The sequence below is a fragment of the Pseudomonas sp. 01L34 genome, assembly GCF_056400265.1.
On the sequence record NZ_JBFTSX010000003.1, the window covers coordinates 342,054 to 364,021 of the forward strand.

A 21,968-nucleotide genomic window follows, 5' to 3' on the forward strand; every position below is an offset into this window, starting at 1 on the left:
AGCTAATCATGCGTGAATTGATTCGTTTGATTTCGAGCGCCGGTACTGGTCACTTCTACACTACCGACAAGAACAAGCGCACTACTCCGGACAAAATCGAGATCAAGAAATATGATCCGGTTGTTCGTAAGCACGTGATCTACAAAGAAGGCAAAATCAAGTAATTGATTTTTCCTCCTTACGAAAAAGGCCCGTATCGCGAGATACGGGCCTTTTTTGTTGCCTGTCGGTTCAAGCGGCACAAACCCTCAAGCCTTCTGTTCAAACACCACATAAATCTTGCGGCACGGCTCCAGCACTTCCCAGGTGCCTTTGAAACCGGCCGGAATCACGAAGCGATCGCCCACGCGCAGGGTCTTGGCGCCGCCGTTGTCATCGCGCAGCACTGACACCCCCTGAACGATTTCGCAGTATTCGTGTTCGGTGTAGTTCACCCGCCACTGACCGACTTCGCCTTCCCAGACACCTGCACTCATCTGGCCGCACGGGCTGTTGTAGTGGTTGTACACCGTTTGTTCGGGGTCGCCCTTGAGGACTTTGGCCGGGTCTGGCCGATAGCGATCGGGCTGGGTGGTGGCCTGACTGAAATCGACGATATCCTGAATGCTCATGTTGGTATTCCCACGTGATTGCGGCGCGACTGACTGGAAAGTTGAAAGTCTATGTTTATTAAAATGAACATCGCAAGGCCATTTAACGGTCCTTTGTCAAATATATTGAAACTTCACCCGTCGCTGGTTTAGGGTAACGGTTGCCTTGAGCCGAAAAGCAGGCTGGCCGGGCAGAATTCCTGACAGCACCCGCGAAGAGCGCGGGCGCTCGTATTCAATAAGAGGAGGACACTCGTATGACCACCCTGACTCGTGCCGACTGGGAACAACGGGCTCGCGATCTGAAGATCGAAGGCCGTGCCTACATCAATGGCGAATACACCGATGCAGTCTCCGGTGAAACGTTCGAGTGCATCAGCCCTGTCGATGGCCGTCTGCTGGGCAAGATTGCCAGCTGTGACGCCGCCGACGCCCAGCGCGCCGTGGAAAACGCTCGCGCCACGTTCAATTCCGGCGCCTGGTCGCGCCTGGCGCCGACCAAGCGCAAAGCCACCATGATTCGTTTTGCCGGCCTGCTGAAACAGCACGCCGAAGAGCTGGCCCTGCTCGAAACCCTGGACATGGGCAAGCCGATCAGCGATTCCCTGTACATCGACGTTCCCGGTGCGGCACAAGCCCTGAGCTGGAGTGGTGAGGCCATCGACAAGCTTTACGACGAAGTCGCCGCCACCCCGCACGATCAGCTGGGGCTGGTGACTCGCGAGCCGGTCGGTGTGGTCGGCGCGATCGTGCCGTGGAACTTCCCGTTGATGATGGCCTGCTGGAAACTCGGCCCGGCGCTGTCCACCGGTAACTCAGTGATCCTCAAGCCTTCGGAAAAATCGCCGCTGACGGCTATTCGTATTGCAGCGCTGGCAGTTGAAGCCGGCATCCCGAAAGGTGTGCTGAACGTGCTGCCGGGTTACGGTCATACCGTCGGCAAGGCCCTGGCCTTGCACAATGATGTCGACACCTTGGTGTTCACCGGTTCGACCAAGATCGCCAAGCAACTGCTGATCTACTCCGGCGAATCGAACATGAAGCGTGTCTGGCTCGAAGCCGGTGGCAAGAGCCCGAACATCGTGTTCGCCGATGCGCCGGACCTGCAAGCCGCCGCCGAGTCGGCTGCCAGCGCTATTGCCTTCAACCAGGGCGAAGTCTGCACCGCCGGTTCGCGCTTGCTGGTCGAGCGTTCGATCAAAGACAAATTCCTGCCGCTGGTAATCGAAGCCCTCAAGGCCTGGAAGCCAGGCAATCCGCTGGACCCGGCGACCAACGTCGGTGCGCTGGTGGATACCCAGCAGATGAACACCGTGCTGTCCTACATCGAATCCGGTCACACCGATGGCGCCAAACTGGTGGCTGGTGGCAAGCGTATTCTTCAGGAAACCGGGGGCACCTACGTCGAGCCGACGATTTTCGACGGTGTCAGCAACGCGATGAAAATTGCCCAGGAAGAAATCTTTGGCCCGGTGTTGTCGGTGATCACTTTCGATACCGCCGAAGAAGCCGTTGCGATTGCCAACGACACGCCGTACGGCCTCGCGGCTGCGGTATGGACCACGGACATCTCGAAGGCTCACCTCACCGCCAAGGCTTTGCGCGCCGGCAGTGTGTGGGTCAACCAGTACGACGGCGGCGATATGACTGCGCCGTTCGGTGGCTTCAAACAGTCCGGCAACGGTCGCGACAAGTCGCTGCATGCGTTCGACAAGTACACCGAGCTGAAGGCGACCTGGATCAAGTTGTAAGCCTGTGTGGAGCCCGATCGAACATCGGGCTCCCGAGCGACACAGATCCCCTGTGGGAGCGGGCTTGCTCGCGAAGGCGCCGTAACAGCCAACGATGATGTTGGATGTGATGGCCTCTTCGCGAGCAAGCCCGCTCCCACATTTACTTTGTGCGGCCAGTAAAAATAACAATCCACAGGAGCGTGGAACATGCGTTGGGCGACTTATTTCGCCGTCTTGGCGTCTGTCTTGAGTGTCGGCCTGGCCCTGGGCGTCAGCATGCCGTTAGTGTCGCTGCGCCTGGAAGGCTGGGGTTACGGCTCGTTCGCGATTGGCGTGATGGCGGCGATGCCGGCCATTGGCGTGTTGCTGGGGGCGAAGATCTCCAGCCATCTCGCGGCCCGTCTTGGCACGGCCAATCTGATGCGCCTGTGCCTGTGGGCCGGGGCGGTGTCCATCGGCTTGCTAGCGCTATGGCCGAGCTACCCGATCTGGCTGGTGCTGCGGTTGATGATCGGGGTGATCCTGACACTCGTCTTCATCCTTGGTGAAAGCTGGATCAACCAACTGGTGGTCGAGCAATGGCGCGGCCGATTGGTAGCGCTGTATGGCAGCAGTTATGCGCTGAGTCAGCTGGCCGGGCCGCTACTGTTGGGGGCGTTGGGCACCGAGCACGATTACGGTTTCTGGGTGGGCGTCGGTTTGCTGATGACGTCACCGTTCCTGCTGCTGGGTCGTAGCGGAGCACCCACCAGTGAAGCCTGCAGCGTGACCCTCAACGATTTGCTGAACTTCTGCCGTGGCCTGCCGGCAATTGCCTGGGCGGTGTCGCTGTTTGCTGCGTTCGAAGCGATGATCCTGACCTTGTTGCCGGTCTACTGCCTGCGTCAGGGCTTCACCACGGAAATCGCCCTGGCGATGGTCAGTACGGTGGTGGTGGGGGATGCCTTGCTGCAATTGCCGATTGGTGCGCTGGCTGATCGCTTGTCGCGGCGTACATTGTTTACCGGCTGCGCAATGCTCTTGCTGCTGTCGAGCCTGGCGATTCCATTGCTGATCGATACGTTGCTGATCTGGCCGCTGTGGGTGTTGTTTGGCGCCAGCGCCGGCGGTCTGTTCACCTTGTCGCTGATTCTGATCGGTGAGCGTTACCGCGACGATGCGCTGGTGCGGGCCAATGCCCATATCGCGCAGCTGTGGGGGATCGGTTGCCTGATCGGGCCGTTGGCGGCCGGTGCCGGGAGCCAGTGGGTCAGCGGGCACGCCTTGCCGTTGCTGATGGCGGCGGGCGCGTTGGGGTTGGTGATTCTGGTATCGCGGCAGGGGGCGTTTGGGGTGGTGCAGCCGGCATAGCTCCAGGTAATTCAAGCTACAGCATCCGCTCCAGGCCGACCATGCTACTGAGCCATGAATTGAAATGCTTCCACCAACTTCCCGGTTCTTTGGTCAGTGTGTGCGGCTTGTCGTCATCTTCAGTGGCCCAGACCATCTGGCCCTTTTCCAGTCGGACCTGATAGCTGAGAGGGGGCGCCATACCCTCCAGCGCCAATTCACGCACCCGTCCGGCGAGCTGTGGGTTGTCCACCAGTACTCCGACCTCGGTGTTCCACAGTACCGAGCGCGGGTCGAAATTGAATGAGCCGATGAAGGCTTTTTGTCGGTCGAAGATCATGGCCTTGCTGTGCAGGCTGGAGTCGGAGCTACGGGAGGAACTGCTCCCGCTGTGAAACAGGCTCGGTCCACTGCCGCTGCCTCCGTTGTCGCCGGGCTGGCGGCGTAATTCGAACAGCTGCACGCCATGCTCCAGCAAGGCTTTGCGATAAGGTGCGTAACCACCGTGCGTGGCCGGCACATCGGTGGCTTCCAGTGAATTGGTCAGCAAACTTATCGACACGCCGGCATCGGCGCGACCGGTCAGGTACACCAGGCCCGGTTGGGCGGGTACGATGTAGGGCGAGACCATGATCAACTCCTTGCTGACTCCATTGAGCTCGGGTGCCAACTGGGTGGACAGCTGCAAGTACGGAGCCGGCTCGCCGTCGGCCAGCACCTTGGTTGGTGCGTCCCACAGCGCCTGGTTCCAGGCCCAGATCAGCTCCTGGCGCCAGGTCTCCAGGCGAGGATGAGTGGTATAGGTCATCAACTGTTGGTAGAGCGCGTGATTCTGTTTGCGCGTTTCCTCCAGGGATTCGTCCAGTCGCGTCCGGGTATTTTCCAGGTCCTTGGGTGTCGGCCTGATCGAGAGAAACTGCTCGATCGGCTTGCTCAGAGCACTGTTCCAATACTCGTCGAAGCTATGCCCCAGCTGCTCGGCAACCGGGCCGACGCTGAGCATGTCGATGTCGGTGAAATTACGGTTGGGCTCGGCATCGAAGTACTCGTCCCCCAAGTTGCGCCCGCCAACGATTGCCACGCTATTGTCCGCCACCCACAGTTTGTTGTGCATGCGGCGATGTTGCTGCGACAGGTTGAACAGCCGGCCCATGGTACGCGTCACGACGGTGCTGCGGCCCAGGTGCAGCGGGTTGAAGACGCGGATCTGAATCTTCGGATGGACAGCGAGGGTTGCGATGATCTGGTCCAGGCCATCGCTGGTGGTGTCGTCGAGCAGAATCCGCACCCGCACGCCTCGGTCGGCGGCTTTGAGCAGCTCGCTGATCAGTATCCGTGTGCTGATGCCGTCATGGACGATGTAATACTGCAAATCGAGGCTGCTTTGGGCATTTCGAATCAGCTCGGCGCGGGCGGTGAAGGCCTCGGTGCTATCGGATAGCAAGCGGAAGCCCGACTGACCCTGGTGGGGAGCGGCCTGGGCCTGGATCGAGCGGCCGAAAGCAGAGTCGGTCGCCGGCAGGGCCTGGCTCGGTTCGCGAGGGACGTGGAGCGTCGTGCAGCCACCCAGGAACGAGGCGAGTAACAGCAGAGCAAGCAGGGGCTGTCTGATTCTCACGGCGCATATTCCGGATGGTGGCGGATAGCATATGGACGCCGTATCCCGAAGAAAGGTCAGTCGGTTTCCGCCAGCAGTTTGATTGCTGTCGCACCGACCTTGCGCACAGCTTCTTCAATCTGCGGGGTCGTTTTGGCAGCGTAGTTCATCCGCAGGCAATTACGGTATTTGCCCGAGGCGGAAAAGATACTGCCCACGGCAATCTGTACGCCCTGATCATGCAGTGCGCGATTGAGTTTCAGGGTGTCGAAGCCCTCCGGCAGCTCAACCCACAGCATGAAGCTGCCTTGCGGACGGCTGGCGCGGGTGCCGGCCGGGAAATAACGGGTGACCCAATCGATCATTGCGTCGCGATTGCGCTGGTATTGCATCCGCATCCGCCGCAAATGTGGTTCGAAGTGCCCGGCCTTGAGAAATTCGGCAATCGCAATCTGTGGTTGCGTCGCGGTGGAGCCGGTGCTGATGTACTTCATGTGCAGCACGCGCTCCAGATACCGGCCCGGCGCGACCCAGCCAATGCGCAGGCCCGGTGCCAGGGTCTTGGAAAAGGAACTGCAGAGCAGGACGCGGCCGTCTTCGTCGAAGGATTTGATCGTGCGCGGGCGGGGGTAGGTGTAGGCCAGTTCGCCATACACATCGTCCTCGATAATCGCCACGTCGAAACGCTGTGCGAGGTTCAACAGCGCACGTTTGCGTGACTCCGGCATGATGTAGCCCAGCGGGTTGTTACAGTTGGGGGTCAACTGTATGGCTTTGATCGGCCATTGCTCCAACGCCAGTTCCAACGCTTCGAGGCTGATGCCGGTGAGCGGGTCGGTGGGGATTTCCAGCGCTTTCATGCCCAGGCCCTTGAGGGTCTGCATGGCGCCGTGAAAGCTTGGCGAATCCACTGCGACGATGTCACCCGGTCCGCAGATGGCGCGGATGCTGGTCGACAGCGCTTCGTGGCAACCGGTAGTGATCACCAGATCGTTGGCGCTCAATTGGCAGCCGGAATCGAGCATCAGGCGGGCGATTTGTTCGCGCAGTTCGAGGGTGCCGCAGATGTTGTCGTAATACAGGCCTCGCATGTCCTGCTGGCGGCTGATACGTGCGAGGTTGCGCAGCAGCGGTTTCATGGTCGGCGAGGTGATGTCCGGCATACCGCGGCCCAACTGCACGACATCCTTGCGCGGCACGGCGCGGATCAGTTCCAGCACCTGATCCCACTGTGAAATATCCACCGGTCGTTGGGCTGGGCGGCCGACCACGGGTAGCTCTGGCAGTTCGCGGCTCACCGGTACGAAATAGCCGGATTTGGGTTTGGGCATCGCCAGGCCTACGTCTTCCAGCACTCGATAGGCCTGTTGCACCGTGCTCAGGCTGACCCCGTGCTCGACACTCAGCGCCCGCACCGAGGGTAGCCGGTCACCGGGGCGATAGAAGCCCTGTTCGATACGTGTGCCGAGCAACTCGGCGAGGTTGACGTAAAGGGTCATGGTGCAGTCTCGATGTGGGTGATTCGGTTAACCAATACAGATGGGGCAAAAATAAGCGATTCAGAGGCCGAAACAGAAAAACTGTATGGAATTAATACTGCTCTGTTGAATCTGTAATGCTTTTTGCCGTCCGCGCATCATGAAAGCTCTGGCTACCCAAGTAAACAGGAGCGACGAAAATGAACGGCTTGAGCGATGTGCGGCTGACGTTACACAGTCAGGAACTGGCGGCAGGGCAACAGAACGGCGCGCGCGAGGCAATTATGCGCAATGCACCGTCCTGCCTGGGGCGCTGGGGTCTGTTCTGGCATCGTCTGCACACGCGTAAGGCGTTGTTGGAGCTGACGCCGGAGCAACTCAAGGATGTCGGGTTGAGTCGGGAGCAGGCGCGGGAGGAGGGGCTTAAACCTTTCTGGCATCTGTGAGATGAACCGCGATCCCTTGCAGGTGCAGCCTTTGGCAGCTCCTGCAAGGGTTCAGGCCAGTTCTTTAAGACGATGCCAAAGCATTCCCAACGCCAACAACGGCGAGCGCAAATGTTTGCCGCCTGGAAAGGTAATGTGCGGCACCTTGGCAAACAGATCGAAACCACCACTGTGCTGGCCGCTGATGGCCTCAGCCAACAACTTGCCTGCCAGGTGCGTGGCGTTTACGCCATGACCAGAATAGGCCTGGGCGTAATACACATTCGGTTGCTCCTTGAGCCGGCCGATCTGCGGCAGGCGATTAGCCCCGATGCCGATCATCCCGCCCCACTGATAGTCGATTTTCACCCCGGCCAGTTGCGGGAACACCGCCAGCATCTTCGGACGCATGTATGCGGCGATGTCTTTCGGATCGCGTCCTGAATAATGGCAGGCGCCGCCGAACAGCAGGCGGCGGTCCGCCGAGAGTCGGTAATAATCCAGCGCTACCCGTTGATCGCAGACCGCCATGTTCTGCGGCAGCAGCGCGTGAGCCTGCTCTTCACTCAAGGGTTCGGTGGCGATGATGTAACTGCCGGCGGGCAGCACCTTGCCGCCAAGTTGCGGGTTGAGATCGTTGAGGTAGGCGTTGCAGCCCAGCACCAGGGTCTTGGCGCGGACCGAGCCCCGGGCGGTGTGGACCTTGACCTCGCGGCCATAATCGATGCGGGTTACAGCCGATTGCTCAAACAGTTTGGCGCCCAATTGCCGGGCTGCGGCCGCTTCGCCCAGTGCCAGGTTCAGTGGGTGCAGATGCCCGGAGCCCATGTCGATCAAACCACCGACATAGCGATCGGAACCCACCACGCTGTGCATTTCGTTGGCTTGCAGCAGACGGGTTTCGTAACGGTAACCGAGGCTGCGCAGCTCGCTGGCGTCTTCAGCGAAGCCTTCCAGGTCATGGGCCTTGTTGGCGAGGTCGCAGTAGCCCCAGGTCAGGTCGCAAGGGATCTGAAAGCGCTCGATTCGCTGTCGGACGATTTCCACCGCTTCCAGCCCCATCAGTTTCATCTGACGCACGCCGTCTGCACCGATCACGTTGGCGAACTGATCGAGGCCATGGCCGACGCCGCGAATCAATTGCCCGCCATTACGTCCGCTGGCGCCCCAACCGATCTTGTGCGCTTCAAGGAGCACCACGCGCAAGCCTCGTTCAGCCAGTTCCAGCGCGGTGTTCAGCCCCGAGAACCCGCCGCCCACCACGCACACGTCTGCAACCAGCTCACCTGTGAGCGCCGGAAGGTCGGGTTGCGGCAGGCTGCTGGCGGCGTAATAAGAGGCGACGTGCCGGTGGTTAGGGGCAGGTTGCTGAACGGGGGCGTTCATGGACGTCATCCTGATGCGTGTGTTTGAAAAAGTTGACGGAGCATAAGCCGCCCCTTCGGATACGGGCAACATTGGTCGGTTGGCGCTGTCTGGATTGGGGCTTTTGCGTCAGAATCCCGGTCTATTCCGCATTCGGGTCACCGCTTCGATGAGCTGCAACAGTCAGAAAATTCGCGCGCTGCGCCAGCAGATTCCCACCTTCGAGTGCGTGCCCGGCTGCCATGATTGCTGTGGGCCGGTCACTACCTCGCCCGAAGAAATGTCCCGCCTGCCGCGCAAGACCCGGGCCGAGCAGGACGCGGCGATGGACGAACTCAATTGCGTCCATCTGGGGCCCAACGGCTGCACGGTGTATGACGAGCGACCGCTGATTTGCCGTCTGTTCGGTACCACCAAGACATTGCCTTGCCCCAATGGACGGCGGCCGGTGGAGCTGATTCACCCGCGGGTCGAGAAGCAGATCCACGAATACATGGCCAGTACCCGGCAGGTGTTGGTGTAGGGCTCAATCCGGAATCGGCAGACTCAAACTCTCTTTCACTTCTTCCATCACGATATAGCTCTTGGATTCGCGCACATGCGGCAACTTGAGCAGGATGTCGCCCAGCAATTTGCGGTACGAGGCCATTTCGGAAATCCGCGCTTTCACCAGGTAATCGAAGTCCCCTGACACCAAATGGCATTCAAGTACGTGGGGCAGTTTCAGCACCGCGCGTCGGAACTCTTCGAAAGTATCGCCGGATTTGTAGTCGAGACTGATCTCGACGAACACCAACAGACTACCCTTCAAGTGCTGCGGATTCAGCCGGGCGTTGTAGCCCATGATGATCCCTTCGCGCTCCAGGCGCCGTACCCGTTCAGTGCAGGGGGTGGTGGAGAGGCCGACCTTTTCCCCCAGTTCGGTGAAGGAGATACGCCCGTCCGCTTGCAGGATCCGCAGGATGTTGCGGTCGATCTTGTCCAGCTCACGTTTGGTCTGAGTGTTGGTCCGCATAGGGGATGCGCCTCCGTGAAAAGGGTTTTTGCCGAGAATTGTCGCCAAATATAAGCACTTATATAGTGAAAAGCACTGGCTAATCTTTTTTAAACTGCCCACATCTTCGGTCTGCACAATAAACGTCAGCGGTAAGCCGCGATGAGGGATATGAAAATGCGCGTTCTGGTCTTGGGTAGCGGCGTCATCGGTACCGCCAGTGCCTATTATCTGGCACGAGCCGGCTTTGAAGTGACGGTTGTGGACCGTCAGCCAGCGCCGGCCATGGAAACCAGTTTCGCCAACGCCGGGCAGGTTTCGCCGGGTTATGCCTCACCGTGGGCCGCACCGGGCGTGCCGCTCAAAGCCATCAAGTGGCTGTTGCAGCGTCACGCGCCATTGGCGATCAAGGCCACTGCCAATATCGACCAATACCTGTGGATGGCGCAGATGCTGCGCAACTGCACCGCCAGCCGTTACGCGGTGAACAAGGAGCGCATGGTGCGTCTGTCCGAGTACAGCCGCGACTGCCTCGACGAATTGCGCGCCGAAACCGGCATTGCCTACGAAGGCCGTAGCCTGGGGACTACCCAGCTATTCCGCACCCAGGCGCAGCTCGATGGCGCCGCCAAAGACATCGCCGTGCTGAAAGAGTCCGGTGTGCCGTTCGAACTGCTCGACCGCGCCGGCATTGCCCGGGTCGAACCGGCCCTGGCCAGCGTCACCGACATCCTCGCCGGTGCCTTGCGCCTGCCGAACGACCAGACCGGCGACTGCCAGATATTCACCACCCGCCTGGCCGAAATGGCCGTGAAACTGGGTGTGGAGTTCCGTTTCGGCCAGGACATCCAGCGCCTCGACTTCGCCGGTGATCGCATCAACGGTGTGTGGATCGATGGCAAGCTGGAAACCGCCGACCGTTACGTGCTGGCCCTCGGCAGTTACTCGCCGCAGTTGCTCAAGCCGCTGGGCATCAAGGCCCCGGTGTACCCACTCAAGGGTTACTCGCTGACCGTGCCGATCACTAACCCGGCGATGGCCCCGACGTCGACCATTCTCGATGAGACCTACAAGGTCGCGATCACCCGCTTCGACAACCGCATCCGCGTCGGCGGCATGGCTGAAATCGCCGGTTTTGACCTGTCGTTGAACCCGCGCCGGCGCGAAACCCTGGAGATGATCGTCAACGACCTTTATCCTCAGGGCGGCAATCTGCCCGAAGCGAGTTTCTGGACCGGCCTGCGTCCGACCACTCCGGACGGCACGCCGATTGTCGGTGCCACACCGTTCAAAAACCTGTTCTTGAACACGGGCCACGGTACGCTCGGCTGGACCATGGCTTGTGGGTCCGGTCGTTTGCTGGCTGACCTGATGGCCAAGAGAACGCCGCAGATCAGCGCCGAAGGCCTCGATATTTCCCGTTATGGCAACACACTTAAGGAGCCTGCAAAACATGTCAATCCAGCGCCAGCTCACCAATGAGCGCATGAGCCAGATCGTTGTCCATAACGGTACTGTGTATCTGGCAGGACAGGTCGGCGACGACATGAGTGCCGGGATTGAACAGCAGACCCGTGAAGCCCTCGCCAATATCGAGCGTTTGCTGGATCTGGCCGGGACGGACAAGAACCGTCTGCTGTCGGTGACCATTTACCTGAAAGACATCGACGCGCACTTCGCAGGCATGAATTCGGTGTGGGACCAGTGGCTGCCAAAAGGCGTCGCGCCGGCCCGTGCCACGGTCGAATCGAAGCTGTGCGAACCGCAAATCCTGGTCGAGCTGTCGGTCGTTGCCGCGCTGCCATAAACGCTCTGCCATAAATCAAGTCACAAAGATCCCTCTCCCGGCGCTGTTGGTGGTTCACGCTGTCAGCCAGCGCCGGTTTTTTTCCAATGATCGCCTAGAAGTCTGCCGCCATGCGTCCTGCCCGTGCCCTGATCGACCTCCAAGCCCTGCGCCACAACTACCGGATTGCCCGTGATGTCACGGGTGCCCGTGCCCTCGCGGTGATCAAGGCCGATGCCTATGGTCATGGCGCGGTATGTTGCGCCCAGGCGCTGGAAGCCGAGGCGGACGGCTTTGCCGTGGCGTGTATCGAAGAGGCCCTGGAGCTACGTGCCGCCGGTATTCGTGCGCCGGTGTTGCTGCTGGAAGGTTTTTTCGAAGCCAATGAGTTGGCGCTGATCGTCGAGCATGACTTCTGGTGTGTGGTGCATTCGTTGTGGCAACTCGAAGCCATCGAAAAAGCCACGCTGAGCAAACCGATTACGGTGTGGCTCAAGCTCGACTCCGGCATGCATCGGGTTGGCCTGCATCCAGCGGATTACCAGGCCGCCTATCAACGGCTGCTGGCCAGCGGCAAAGTGGCGAAGATCGTGTTAATGAGTCACTTCGCCCGTGCCGATGAACTGCACTGCCACGCCAGCGTCGATCAGGTCGCGGTATTCGAAGCGGCGCGTAAGGGTTTGGCGGCCGAAATCAGCCTGCGTAACTCGCCGGCGGTGCTTGGTTGGCCGCAGATTCCGAGCGACTGGGTGCGCCCGGGCATCATGCTCTACGGCGCGACGCCGTTCGAAGAGGCCAATGCCGTGGCGTCTCGCCTGCAACCGGTGATGACCCTGGAATCGAAGGTGATTTGCGTGCGTGAACTGCCGGCCGGCGAGCCGATTGGTTACGGCGCGAAATTCGTCACCCCCAAGCCGATGCGTGTGGGTGTGGTGGCGATGGGGTATGCCGATGGTTATCCGCGTCAGGCTCCGAGCGGCACGCCGGTGCTGGTGGCCGGGCAGCGCAGTCAATTGCTTGGGCGGGTATCGATGGACATGCTCTGCGTCGACCTGACCGACGTGCCGCAAGCCGGCCTCGGTTCGCCCGTCGAGCTATGGGGTAAAAATATCCTCGCCAGTGATGTCGCGACAGCCGCCGACACGATTCCTTATCAGATCTTCTGCAACCTGCGTCGGGTTCCGCTGCTCTATTCCGGGGCCTGACAAACAGCGCTCCCGACCGAAAGTCGCTTCGCCAGGCTGGATTCAGGCGCAAGTGTTGTAAATACTGAACGCTGTCGCCATGATAACGCTCAATATTCTTGCAACCTGAATCCCTGGAGGCTCCAGCATTGGACGTCGGTGAACGACTGCAATCGATCCGTAAGCTCAAAGGTCTTTCCCAGCGTGAGCTCGCCAAACGCGCGGGTGTTACCAACAGCACCATATCGATGATCGAGAAGAACAGCGTCAGCCCCTCGATCAGTTCGCTGAGGAAGGTACTGGGCGGGATTCCCATGTCCATGGTCGAGTTCTTTTCCGAAGAAATCCTGCAGGAAAAGCCGACTCAGATCGTCTACAAGGCCCACGAGCTGATCGATATTTCCGATGGCGCAGTGACCATGAAGCTCGTCGGTCGGGCTCACCCGAGCCGGGCTATCGCGTTCCTCAACGAAATCTACCCGCCAGGCGCCGACACCGGCGAGGAGATGCTCACCCACGAGGGCGAGGAAACCGGGATCCTGGTGGAGGGTCGGCTGGAACTGGTGGTAGGGCTCGAAACATTTGTGCTCGAGGCCGGCGACAGCTACTACTTTGAAAGTACCAAGCCGCACCGTTTCCGGAATCCGTTCGATGCCCCGGCGCGACTAATCAGCGCAGCCACTCCAGCGAATTTCTAAGAGGCACGGCGTCGTGCCCGGATTGCACAGACGCCCATGCTGTATTCCCGCCTTGTGATAAGACCCCTTCGACTTTGGGGTTGTTTCAGTGTGGCGGGCTTACCGCTATACTTGCGCCCGCCTGCGAACCGTGGCCGCAGGCGTGACTAGCCACCATTGAGGGTGTACGCGTGAACCTAATTATGAAAATGCTGGCCGCACCAGCAACCGTATTGGCCCTTTGGGCAGTCAGCGCACAAGCTGCGACCAACGACGATATCGCTAAACGTCTTGAACCAGTCGGCCAAGTCTGTGTGCAGGGTAAAGAATGCAAGGGGATGGAAGTCGCTGCTTCGGTTGGCGGCGGTGCGTCGAAAACTCCTGACGAAATTATTGCCAAACACTGCAATGCTTGCCATGGCACCGGCCTGTTGGGCGCACCGAAGATCGGTGATGCCGCAGACTGGAAAAAACGTGCCGATAAAGAAGGCGGCACCGCTGCTGGCTTGGCGAAGGTAGCGTTGAGCGGGCTCAATGCGATGCCACCAAAAGGCACATGCAGTGACTGCGAACTGAAAGACCTTGAAGGCGCCATCCAGAAGATGTCTGGCCTGAAATAAGCCTGTTTTCAACGAAAAGCCGCTTGCGAGCGGCTTTTTTGTGCCTGCGATTTGCCTGAGGCTATTCTTTGCAGCAAAGACCCGGCAAGCTCGGTTCAACCCAATTCATGGGTTGGGCGGGAGGATCAGATGGTGCAGTTGTGTTCTATCGAGCAGGCGGTCGATGACGTTCTGGCACGGTTGCCGGCGCATATCCATATGGGCCTGCCGCTGGGGCTGGGCAAACCCAACCACTTCGTCAACGCGCTGTATCAACGCATTGCGCAACTGCCCGAGCGGCAGCTGACGGTCTACACCGCCCTGTGTCTCGGTCGTCCGCCCTTGGGTGATGGCTTGCAAAAGCGCTTCCTCGAACCCTTCATCGAGCGGGTGTTCGGCGATTACCCGGAACTGGATTTCCTCGCCGACCTGCATCGCGACAGCCTGCCGAACAACATCCACATTCATCAGTTTTTCATGCAACCGGGCAGCCTGCTGAACAGCGCCCCGGCCCAGCAGGATTACGTCAGCAGCAATTACAGCCACGCCGCACGGGACATCAATGCCGCCGGTTTGAATCTGGTGGCGCAACTGGTCGCCAGCCACAGCGAACATCCCGATCGCTTGAGTATGAGCTGCAACCCGGACATCACCCTCGACCTGTTGCCGATGATCGCCAAGCGCCGGGCAGCGGGGGAGACGATCCTGATGGTGGGCCAGGTGCACAACGATTTGCCGTACATGCCCGGTGACGCGGAAGTCGGCATCGACACCTTCGACCTGCTGATCGACGCCAAGGACAACACCACGTTGTTCTCCACACCGAACATGCCGGTAGGTTGCCAGGATCATTTCATCGGGCTGCACGCCAGCACGCTGGTGCGCGATGGGGGCACCTTGCAGGTCGGCATCGGCGCCATGGGCGATGCCCTGACGGCGGCGTTACTGGCGCGGCAGGCGGACAGTGACGGTTACAAGGCGTTGCTGGCGGATCTGAATCTCAGCCAGTGGGCGCAGTTGATCGAGCGCGAAGGTGGCGTCGAACCGTTTGCCAAGGGCCTTTATGGTTGCAGCGAAATGTTCGTCAACGGCTTGCTGGTGCTGGCGGACGCCGGGATCGTGCGACGCAAGGTCTACCCGGATGTGCAGACCCAGCAGCAGGCGAACGCCGGGACGCTGAATGAGTCGGCGCAAACCGATGGCATCTCGGTACATGGCGGGTTTTTCCTCGGGCCGCGCAGTTTCTACGAGCGCTTGCGCGAGTTGCCGCAGAGCAAACGGCTCGAATTCAACATGACCCGCATCAGTTACATCAACGAGCTCTACGGTCAGGAAGAGCTCAAACGCTTGCAGCGCCTTGATGCGCGCTTCATCAACACTGTGTTCACCATGACGTTGCTCGGTGCGGGCGTGGCGGATCAACTTGAAGACGGGCGGGTACTCAGCGGCGTTGGCGGGCAATACAACTTCGTGGCCCAGGGTCATGCACTGGAAGGCGCGCGCTCAATCCTGCTCCTGCGCAGTTGGCGCGAGTCGGGCGGTGAGGTCAGTTCGAACATCGTCTGGGAATACGGCCATTGCACGATCCCACGGCATCTGCGGGACATCGTCATCACCGAGTACGGCATCGCCGATTTGCGGGGCAAGACCGACGCGGCGGTGATCGAGGCGTTGCTGAACATCAGCGACTCACGCTTCCAGCCGGGGCTGATCGAACAGGCGCAGAACGCTGGCAAATTATCGAAGCATTTTCGCCTCGATCCGCGTTTCGCCGACAACAGCCCGCAGCGTTTACAGGCCATTCAGGCCCGGCATTCGAATCTGTTTCCGGAATATCCGTTGGGCTGCGATTTCACGACGCAGGAGCGGGATTTATTGCGGGCGCTGAACTGGTTGAAGAGCAAGTTCAAGCTCACGGAGATTCTGGAATTGGGCAAGGCGGCGCTGGATGCGCCGGAGCCGGCGGAGTTTCCCGAGCATCTGGAGCGGATGCAGCTGACGAAACCCGAAGGATTGAAAGAGGATTTGTTTCAGCGGTTGTTGCTCACTGGCCTCAAAGCCACCGCGCAATAACTGGCAGTCGAAATCAAATGTGGGGGCGAGCCTGCTCGCTCCCACATTGGTTATTCGGTGTAGTGGCTTTATTCGATGAAGGTTACAACGCCATCCTTCAGCGACTGCACCCGAGCCAACGATTCCACTCGATAACCCTGGGCATCCAGTTCCGCACGGCCACCCTGGAACGACTTCTCGATCACGATGCCCAGACCGGCCACGGTCGCGCCGGCCTGTTTGATGATCGAGATCAGCGCTTGCGAAGCCTTACCGTTGGCCAGGAAGTCGTCGATGATCAGCACGCGGTCGCTGCTGGTCAGGTGACGCGGGGAGATCGCCACAGTGCTTTCGGTCTGCTTGGTGAACGAGTAGACCGTCGCCGACAGCAGGTTTTCAGTCAGGGTCAGGGACTGATGCTTGCGCGCGAAAATCACCGGTACGCCGAGGTTCAGGCCGGTCATGATCGCCGGGGCGATACCCGAGGCTTCGATGGTGACGATCTTGGTAATGCCCGAATCCTTGAACAGCGAGGCGAATTCGTCGCCGATCAGCTTCATCAGGGCCGGGTCGATCTGGTGGTTCAGAAAAGCGTCGACTTTCAGGACCTGGTCGGAAAGCACGATGCCTTCTTCGCGAATTTTCTTGTGCAGTGCTTCCATGAAGCTGTCCTCTGTTGGCGTCTTTTGTGCCGAAGGTCTAAATAAAAGTGGCTAATTCTAGCGCTTTAACATCGCGCGTATATCTGCCAGCGCGCTGTTGCCGCGAACGGCTTTGACTTCGGTCGGGGTGTCGTCGTTGCCTTCCCAGGCCAGGTCGTCCGGCGGCAGTTCATCGAGGAAGCGGCTGGGCGCGCAGTCGATGATCTCGCCATATTGCTTACGCTTGGCGGCGAAAGTGAAAGCCAGCGTCTGACGCGCTCGGGTAATCCCGACGTAGGCCAGGCGGCGTTCCTCTTCGATGGTGTCGGCTTCGATGCTGGAGCGGTGCGGGAGGATTTCCTCTTCCATGCCCATGATGAACACGTAAGGGAATTCCAGGCCCTTGGAGGCGTGCAAGGTCATCATCTGCACCCCTTCGGCGCCATCTTCCTCTTCCTGCTGACGCTCCAGCATGTCGCGCAGCACGAGTTTGCCGATGGCGTCTTCGACGGTCATCTCGCCGTCTTCGTCTTTCTCCAGCGTGTTCTTCAGTGCCTCGATCAGGAACCAGACGTTACCCATGCGGTAATCGGCGGCCTTGTCACTGGAGCTGTTGGTGCGCAGCCAGTTCTCGTAGTCGATGTCCATGACCATGCTGCGCAGGGCGGAGATCGGGTCTTCGCCGGCGCACTGCTCGCGGACCTTGTCCATGAAGCGCTTGAAGCGCGACAGGCGATCGGTGAAGCGGCTGTCCAGGTGTTCGCCCAGGCCGATTTCGTCGGTGGCGGCGTACATCGAGATTTTTCGCTCGGTGGCGTAGTTGCCCAGCTTCTCCAGTGTGGTCGAACCGATCTCCCGGCGTGGGACGTTGATCACCCGCAGGAAGGCGTTGTCGTCGTCCGGGTTCACGATCAGGCGGAAGTAGGCCATCAGGTCCTTCACTTCCTGGCGTCCGAAAAAGCTGTTGCCGCCGGACAGTCGGTAAGGCACCTGGTGATGCTGCAGCTTCAGCTCGATCAGCTTGGCCTGGTAGTTGCCGCGATACAGAATCGCGAAATCGCTGTAGGGCCGGTCGGTGCGCAAGTGCAGGCTGAGGATTTCCACGGCCACGCGCTCGGCTTCGGCGTCTTCGTTGCGGCAGCGGATCACGCGGATCTCGTCGCCGTGACCCATTTCACTCCACAGCTGCTTTTCGAATTCGTGCGGGTTGTTCGAAATCAGCACGTTGGCGCAGCGCAGGATGCGGCTGGTGGAGCGGTAGTTCTGCTCCAGCATCACCACTTTCAGGGACGGGTAATCGTCCTTGAGCAGCATCAGGTTTTCCGGGCGGGCGCCGCGCCAGGCGTAGATCGATTGGTCGTCGTCGCCTACCACGGTGAACTGGTTGCGTTTGCCGATCAGCAGTTTCACCAGCAAATACTGACTGGCGTTGGTGTCCTGGTATTCGTCCACCAGCAGGTAGCGGACCTTGTTCTGCCATTTTTCCAGGATGTCGTCGTGTTCCTGGAACAGTTTTACCGGCAGCAGGATCAGGTCGTCGAAGTCCACCGCGTTGAACGCCTTGAGCGTGCGCTGGTAGTGGGTGTAGACGATGGCGGCGGTCTGTTCCTTGGGGTTGCGTGCGTTTTCCAGGGCTTCGGGCGGCAGGATCAGGTCGTTTTTCCAGGCGCCGATCATGTTCTTGATCTCGTCGACGCCGTCGTCGCCCGAGTATTCCTTCTGCATGATGTCGGTCATCAGGGCTTTGACGTCGGTCTCGTCGAAGATCGAGAAGCCCGGTTTATAGCCCAGCCGCACATGTTCCTTGCGGATGATGTTCAGGCCCAGGTTGTGAAAGGTGCACACCGTCAGGCCGCGGCCTTCTCCGCCCTTGAGCAGCGTGCCGACCCGTTCCTTCATCTCCCGCGCGGCCTTGTTGGTAAAGGTCATGGCGACGATGTACTGGGCACGGATGCCGCAGCTCTGGATCAGATGCGCAATTTTGCGGGTGATCACGCTGGTCTTGCCGGAGCCTGCGCCGGCGAGCACCAAAAGAGGGCCGCCGACGTAGCTCACGGCTTCTTGCTGCCGGGGATTGAGTCGGGACATACGAAATCAGGGAGTCGTTAGCGAAATGGGCCGGCATTTTAACAGGCTCAGAGAATTGTGCTGCTCTCTCCGACTTGTGACGCAACACGCGATCTCTATTTGCCGGTTTTGATACTTTCACGCAGGATGCGCAATGAATTCGCGTCTAATGTACGTATTCAAGACTCGAAGTCGTGTTTGATAACCGATGATATTGGGTCATTGGTTACCCGAGCGGCATAATGCGCGCCGCCTACATCTTTGCAGAGTCTAGGGAGCTAGCTTGTCTACGCCTGTCGAACCCTTGCGTTTGCTGCTACTGGCCCAAGAGCCGGCGTGGGCAGCGTTGTTGCGCGAGTGTCTGGCTCCAATGGGGAGTTCGGCAGTGCTGCTCAGCGCGCCGAGCTGGGAGTCGGTCAGCAACCTGTTCGATGACAACCGCAGCGCGGTGTTGTTGACGATTCCTGCTCTGCAGCCAGCACCCGGCCGTTGCAGCCTGCCGACGGTGTTGCTGCTCGAACACGAGCCGCTGGCGCCGCCCGACGGTGTGAGCGACTGGCTGGTGCGCAACCTGCTGGATCCCGGCATGTTGCGCCGCTGTCTGCGTCATGTGCGTGAGCGCGGGGTGCTGGAAAACACCTTGCAGCGCCTGGCCGAGCAGGATCCGCTGACCGGCATCGCCAACCGTCAGGGTTTTCAGACCTTGCTGGCGGCGCGGCTGGCGGAAAACGACGGACGTGGTCTGGCCCTCGGTCACCTCGACCTCGACAATTTTCGACACGCCAATGACGCCCTCGGGCATCAGGCCGGCGACCGGTTGATCCTGCAGGTGGTTTCGCGGCTGAAAAGCCAGCTGGAGGCCGGCGATCAACTGGCGCGGCTGGGTAGCGATGAATTCGCCCTGCTGATCGACACCCGCCGCGCCCCCCAGCGTGCCGAATGGATGGCCGAACGGATTACCGAAGCGCTGTCCGAACCCTATTGGATCGACGGCGAAAGCCTGTTGATCGGTTCCAGTCTCGGCATTGCTCACGCCCGGGCGCAGGCCGGCGCCGACCCGCTGATGTGGCATGCGCACATCGCCATGCAGCAGGCCAAGAGTACTCAAGGCTGCACCTTTCACATCTTCAACGAGCGGATCAATCGCAATGCCCGCAGCATCGCCGACCTTGAAAGCGAGCTGCGCCGGGCCTTGCGTCGCGATGAGCTGGAGTTGCATTACCAGCCACGCCTGAACCTTGCGGACGGCCAGATCGTCGGCCTCGAAGCTTTGGTGCGCTGGCGTCATGGCGAACGCGGTTTGCTGCCCCCCAGCGAGTTCGTGCCGCTGGCCGAGCAAAGCGGCTTGATCGTGCCGCTGGGTTACTGGGTGATTTCCCGAGCCCTGCGGGACATGCAGGCGTTGCGCGAACGGGGGTTGCCGGCGTTGCATATGGCGATCAACCTGTCGTTCCGGCAGTTTCAGGACAGCCAGTTGCTGGCGACCTTGAGCCGGCTGATTGCCGAGCGTGGGGTCGAGGCGCAATGGCTGGAGTTCGAACTGACCGAAACCGCGGTGATGCGTCGCAGTGACCTGGTCAAGCAGACCATGGACGCCCTCGGGCGGCTCGGTGTGCGCTTCTCGCTGGACGATTTCGGCACCGGGTTCTCATCGTTCGTGCACCTGAACAGCCTGCCGATCGCCTTGTTGAAGGTCGACAAGAGCTTTGTCGGCGGCATGGAAGAGCGGGAAGAGAATCGCAAACTGGTGCACGCCATGATCAACCTGGCGCACAACCTCAACCTCGAAGTGGTTGCCGAAGGGGTGGAAACACCGGAGCAGCTGGATTTGTTGCGCGGGTTTGGGTGCGATCAGGTGCAGGGGTATCTGATCAGCAAGCCGTTGCCGTTGGCGGAATTGGTTGAGTATTTGACCTTCGGCAGTAGTCAGCAGCCCTTACTGGAAGTCGTAAGCTAACCACAAACAACGGTGGATGCTTTTGTGGTCAGGGAGCAAGCTCCCTCGCCACACAGCCTCGCTCCTGCAGGGTTTAATCAGGCTGGGTGATTTGGAAGCTCGGCTGCGACGATGGCTCGCGCCGAATCATCCGCGTCATCTTCCACTCAAACGCCAGCGTCAGGCTCACCGCCGCACACGCCAGCCCCAGCGCCAACCCCCACCAGACGCCCGTCGGCCCCCAGTTCAGATGGAAGGCCATCCACCAAGCGGCCGGCGCACCAATCAGCCAATAGCAGCCCAAACCTACCAGGAACGTGGTCTTGGCATCCTTGAGTCCGCGAATGCAGCCCATGGCAATGGTTTGCGTGCCGTCGAACAGCTCGAACCACGCCGCCACCGCCAACAAGCTCACGGCCAGTTCGATGACCGGGCGAAAGGCCGGATCGTTGTGGTCGAGGAACAAGCCGATCAACTGATTCGGCAGCAGCCAGAAGACCATCGCAAACCCCAGCATCGACACCGCCCCGAAGGCGATCCCGACCCGTCCGGCCAGCCGCGCATCCAGCAATTGCCCGGCGCCGTAATGCTGGCCGATGCGCATGGTGATCGCGTAGGAAAGCCCCGCCGGCACCATGAACGCCACTGAGACGATTTGCAGGGCGATCTGGTGCGCCGCCAGTTGCGTACTGCCCATGGTGCCCATGCACAGCGCGGCGAAGGCAAACAGGCCGACTTCCACTGCATAGGTACCGCCAATCGGCAGGCCCAGGCGCCACAACTCCTTCAAGTACTGACGATTGGGCCGCGACAGCCCCTGGCGCAACGGATAAGCGTCATAGGCCGGGTGCCGACGAATGTGCAGCGCGAGCGCCAGCGCCATCAGGTTGGCCACGATCGCTGTGACCAGACCGATGCCCATCAGGCCCATTTTCGGCAGGCCGAACATGCCGGTGATCAACGCATAGTTGAGCAGGAAGTTGGCCACGGTGCCGCCGAGGCTGATGACCATCACCGGCGTCGCCCGGCCGATCGCGCTGGTGAAGCCGCGCAGTGCCATGAAACTCAGGTAGCCGGGCAGGGCGAACGGCAGGATCAACAGAAACTGGCCGGCGGCCTGGACGTTGGTTGCGGTCTGGCCGAACAGCAGCAACACCGGTTTGAGGTTCCACAGCAGCAGACCCGCCACCAGCGCCATCAACCAGGCCAGCCACAAACCGGCCTGGGTCAGCCGCGCTGCGCCGATGATGTCGCCCGCGCCCTGACGGATCGCCACCAGGGTGCCGACCGCCGCGATCACGCCGATGCAGAAGATCGACACGAACGAATACGTCGCCGCGCCCAGACCGCCGCCGGCCAGCGCCTCGGGACTCAGGCGCGCCATCATCAAGGTGTCGGTGAGGACCATCAACATGTGCGCCAACTGCGAGGCAATCAACGGCCCCGCCAGCCGCAGGATGGCCCAGAGTTCAATACGCGCTGGATGCTGCATGATCATCACGCTCGATTGTCAGA

Annotated in this window: 20 protein-coding genes; 12 read left to right on the forward strand and 8 right to left on the reverse strand. The window is 60.3% G+C overall.

What is annotated here, in order from left to right; genetic code table 11:
* Positions 1–8: 8 nt before the first annotated feature.
* Positions 9–164, forward strand: a complete 156-nt coding sequence (rpmG, locus tag AC1DQM_RS10110) for a 50S ribosomal protein L33 (RefSeq protein ID WP_003177274.1) — start codon at positions 9–11, stop codon at positions 162–164.
* Positions 165–248: 84 nt separating this feature from the next.
* Here the strand turns inward: rpmG and AC1DQM_RS10115 are convergent, their stop codons facing one another.
* A complete protein-coding gene (locus AC1DQM_RS10115) occupies positions 249–611 on the reverse strand; it encodes a cupin domain-containing protein (protein WP_018927493.1) in 363 nt (120 codons plus the stop codon).
* Positions 612–847: 236 nt separating this feature from the next.
* Here AC1DQM_RS10115 and AC1DQM_RS10120 point away from each other — a divergent pair, with 236 nt between their 5' ends.
* Both AC1DQM_RS10120 and AC1DQM_RS10125 read left to right on the forward strand, forming a co-directional pair.
* On the forward strand, positions 848–2,341 hold the full coding sequence (locus AC1DQM_RS10120) for an aldehyde dehydrogenase (RefSeq protein WP_086944351.1): 1,494 nt from the start codon (positions 848–850) through the stop codon (positions 2,339–2,341).
* Between the two features lie 189 nt (positions 2,342–2,530).
* Positions 2,531–3,673 carry an MFS transporter gene (locus AC1DQM_RS10125; RefSeq protein WP_477746122.1) on the forward strand — a complete coding sequence of 381 codons (1,143 nt, stop codon included), beginning with the start codon at positions 2,531–2,533 and terminating at the stop codon, positions 3,671–3,673.
* 16 nt (positions 3,674–3,689) lie between these two features.
* On the opposite strand, the gene AC1DQM_RS10130 is transcribed toward AC1DQM_RS10125, so the two are convergent.
* The gene (locus AC1DQM_RS10130) at positions 3,690–5,270 is read right to left on the reverse strand and encodes a phospholipase D family protein (RefSeq protein ID WP_477746123.1); all 1,581 of its coding nucleotides are present in this window, start codon (positions 5,268–5,270) and stop codon (positions 3,690–3,692) included.
* 56 nt (positions 5,271–5,326) lie between these two features.
* Positions 5,327–6,748, reverse strand: coding sequence for an aminotransferase-like domain-containing protein (locus AC1DQM_RS10135; protein WP_018927497.1), 1,422 nt, complete (start codon positions 6,746–6,748; stop codon positions 5,327–5,329).
* Positions 6,749–6,927: 179 nt separating this feature from the next.
* Here AC1DQM_RS10135 and AC1DQM_RS10140 point away from each other — a divergent pair, with 179 nt between their 5' ends.
* On the forward strand, positions 6,928–7,173 hold the full coding sequence (locus tag AC1DQM_RS10140; RefSeq protein WP_018927498.1) for a DUF1127 domain-containing protein: 246 nt from the start codon (positions 6,928–6,930) through the stop codon (positions 7,171–7,173).
* 51 nt (positions 7,174–7,224) lie between these two features.
* On the opposite strand, the gene AC1DQM_RS10145 is transcribed toward AC1DQM_RS10140, so the two are convergent.
* The gene (locus AC1DQM_RS10145) at positions 7,225–8,538 is read right to left on the reverse strand and encodes an NAD(P)/FAD-dependent oxidoreductase (RefSeq protein ID WP_477746124.1); all 1,314 of its coding nucleotides are present in this window, start codon (positions 8,536–8,538) and stop codon (positions 7,225–7,227) included.
* 148 nt (positions 8,539–8,686) lie between these two features.
* On the opposite strand from AC1DQM_RS10145, the gene AC1DQM_RS10150 reads away from it, so the two are divergent.
* Positions 8,687–9,040 carry a YkgJ family cysteine cluster protein gene (locus tag AC1DQM_RS10150; RefSeq protein ID WP_064621370.1) on the forward strand — a complete coding sequence of 118 codons (354 nt, stop codon included), beginning with the start codon at positions 8,687–8,689 and terminating at the stop codon, positions 9,038–9,040.
* Between the two features lie 3 nt (positions 9,041–9,043).
* Here the strand turns inward: AC1DQM_RS10150 and AC1DQM_RS10155 are convergent, their stop codons facing one another.
* Positions 9,044–9,532, reverse strand: a complete 489-nt coding sequence (locus AC1DQM_RS10155; protein WP_003177284.1) for an Lrp/AsnC ligand binding domain-containing protein — start codon at positions 9,530–9,532, stop codon at positions 9,044–9,046.
* 156 nt (positions 9,533–9,688) lie between these two features.
* Here AC1DQM_RS10155 and dadA point away from each other — a divergent pair, with 156 nt between their 5' ends.
* The 6 genes from dadA to AC1DQM_RS10185 all read left to right on the forward strand — a co-directional run bounded on the left by dadA (position 9,689) and on the right by AC1DQM_RS10185 (position 15,830).
* Positions 9,689–10,993: a D-amino acid dehydrogenase gene (gene dadA / locus AC1DQM_RS10160; RefSeq protein WP_064621369.1), complete on the forward strand. Its 1,305-nt coding sequence runs from the start codon at positions 9,689–9,691 to the stop codon at positions 10,991–10,993.
* Complete coding sequence (locus AC1DQM_RS10165) at positions 10,965–11,318, forward strand: RidA family protein (RefSeq protein ID WP_018927502.1); 354 nt, start codon at positions 10,965–10,967, stop codon at positions 11,316–11,318. The genes dadA and AC1DQM_RS10165 overlap by 29 nt, the downstream gene beginning before the upstream one ends.
* A 110-nt stretch (positions 11,319–11,428) precedes the next feature.
* A complete protein-coding gene (alr, locus tag AC1DQM_RS10170) occupies positions 11,429–12,502 on the forward strand; it encodes an alanine racemase (RefSeq protein WP_477746125.1) in 1,074 nt (357 codons plus the stop codon).
* 128 nt (positions 12,503–12,630) lie between these two features.
* On the forward strand, positions 12,631–13,179 hold the full coding sequence (locus AC1DQM_RS10175) for a cupin domain-containing protein (RefSeq protein WP_018927504.1): 549 nt from the start codon (positions 12,631–12,633) through the stop codon (positions 13,177–13,179).
* Between the two features lie 170 nt (positions 13,180–13,349).
* Positions 13,350–13,778 carry a c-type cytochrome gene (locus AC1DQM_RS10180; protein ID WP_081625748.1) on the forward strand — a complete coding sequence of 143 codons (429 nt, stop codon included), beginning with the start codon at positions 13,350–13,352 and terminating at the stop codon, positions 13,776–13,778.
* A gap of 129 nt (positions 13,779–13,907) precedes the next feature.
* The gene (locus AC1DQM_RS10185; RefSeq protein ID WP_477746126.1) at positions 13,908–15,830 is read left to right on the forward strand and encodes an acetyl-CoA hydrolase/transferase C-terminal domain-containing protein; all 1,923 of its coding nucleotides are present in this window, start codon (positions 13,908–13,910) and stop codon (positions 15,828–15,830) included.
* A gap of 68 nt (positions 15,831–15,898) precedes the next feature.
* Here the strand turns inward: AC1DQM_RS10185 and AC1DQM_RS10190 are convergent, their stop codons facing one another.
* Together AC1DQM_RS10190 and rep are read right to left on the reverse strand one after the other, a co-directional pair.
* A complete protein-coding gene (locus tag AC1DQM_RS10190) occupies positions 15,899–16,471 on the reverse strand; it encodes a xanthine phosphoribosyltransferase (protein ID WP_018927509.1) in 573 nt (190 codons plus the stop codon).
* 57 nt (positions 16,472–16,528) lie between these two features.
* Positions 16,529–18,538, reverse strand: a complete 2,010-nt coding sequence (rep, locus tag AC1DQM_RS10195; RefSeq protein ID WP_018927510.1) for a DNA helicase Rep — start codon at positions 18,536–18,538, stop codon at positions 16,529–16,531.
* Between the two features lie 262 nt (positions 18,539–18,800).
* On the opposite strand from rep, the gene AC1DQM_RS10200 reads away from it, so the two are divergent.
* On the forward strand, positions 18,801–20,474 hold the full coding sequence (locus AC1DQM_RS10200) for a putative bifunctional diguanylate cyclase/phosphodiesterase (RefSeq protein WP_477746127.1): 1,674 nt from the start codon (positions 18,801–18,803) through the stop codon (positions 20,472–20,474).
* Between the two features lie 73 nt (positions 20,475–20,547).
* On the opposite strand, the gene AC1DQM_RS10205 is transcribed toward AC1DQM_RS10200, so the two are convergent.
* A complete protein-coding gene (locus AC1DQM_RS10205) occupies positions 20,548–21,945 on the reverse strand; it encodes a NorM family multidrug efflux MATE transporter (protein ID WP_018927512.1) in 1,398 nt (465 codons plus the stop codon).
* Positions 21,946–21,968: the final 23 nt, after the last annotated feature.

Excerpts from the sequence above, each read along its gene's own strand:
- rpmG (WP_003177274.1), top strand. The coding sequence starts at position 9 with ATGCGTGAATTGATTCGTTTGATTTCGAGCGCCGGTACTGGTCACTTC.
- AC1DQM_RS10115 (WP_018927493.1), bottom strand. The coding sequence starts at position 611 with ATGAGCATTCAGGATATCGTCGATTTCAGTCAGGCCACCACCCAGCCC.
- AC1DQM_RS10120 (WP_086944351.1), top strand. The coding sequence starts at position 848 with ATGACCACCCTGACTCGTGCCGACTGGGAACAACGGGCTCGCGATCTG.
- AC1DQM_RS10125 (WP_477746122.1), top strand. The coding sequence starts at position 2,531 with ATGCGTTGGGCGACTTATTTCGCCGTCTTGGCGTCTGTCTTGAGTGTC.
- AC1DQM_RS10135 (WP_018927497.1), bottom strand. The coding sequence starts at position 6,748 with ATGACCCTTTACGTCAACCTCGCCGAGTTGCTCGGCACACGTATCGAA.
- AC1DQM_RS10140 (WP_018927498.1), top strand. The coding sequence starts at position 6,928 with ATGAACGGCTTGAGCGATGTGCGGCTGACGTTACACAGTCAGGAACTG.
- AC1DQM_RS10145 (WP_477746124.1), bottom strand. The coding sequence starts at position 8,538 with ATGAACGCCCCCGTTCAGCAACCTGCCCCTAACCACCGGCACGTCGCC.
- AC1DQM_RS10150 (WP_064621370.1), top strand. The coding sequence starts at position 8,687 with ATGAGCTGCAACAGTCAGAAAATTCGCGCGCTGCGCCAGCAGATTCCC.
- AC1DQM_RS10155 (WP_003177284.1), bottom strand. The coding sequence starts at position 9,532 with ATGCGGACCAACACTCAGACCAAACGTGAGCTGGACAAGATCGACCGC.
- dadA (WP_064621369.1), top strand. The coding sequence starts at position 9,689 with ATGCGCGTTCTGGTCTTGGGTAGCGGCGTCATCGGTACCGCCAGTGCC.
- AC1DQM_RS10165 (WP_018927502.1), top strand. The coding sequence starts at position 10,965 with ATGTCAATCCAGCGCCAGCTCACCAATGAGCGCATGAGCCAGATCGTT.
- alr (WP_477746125.1), top strand. The coding sequence starts at position 11,429 with ATGCGTCCTGCCCGTGCCCTGATCGACCTCCAAGCCCTGCGCCACAAC.
- AC1DQM_RS10185 (WP_477746126.1), top strand. The coding sequence starts at position 13,908 with ATGGTGCAGTTGTGTTCTATCGAGCAGGCGGTCGATGACGTTCTGGCA.
- AC1DQM_RS10190 (WP_018927509.1), bottom strand. The coding sequence starts at position 16,471 with ATGGAAGCACTGCACAAGAAAATTCGCGAAGAAGGCATCGTGCTTTCC.
- rep (WP_018927510.1), bottom strand. The coding sequence starts at position 18,538 with ATGTCCCGACTCAATCCCCGGCAGCAAGAAGCCGTGAGCTACGTCGGC.
- AC1DQM_RS10205 (WP_018927512.1), bottom strand. The coding sequence starts at position 21,945 with ATGCAGCATCCAGCGCGTATTGAACTCTGGGCCATCCTGCGGCTGGCG.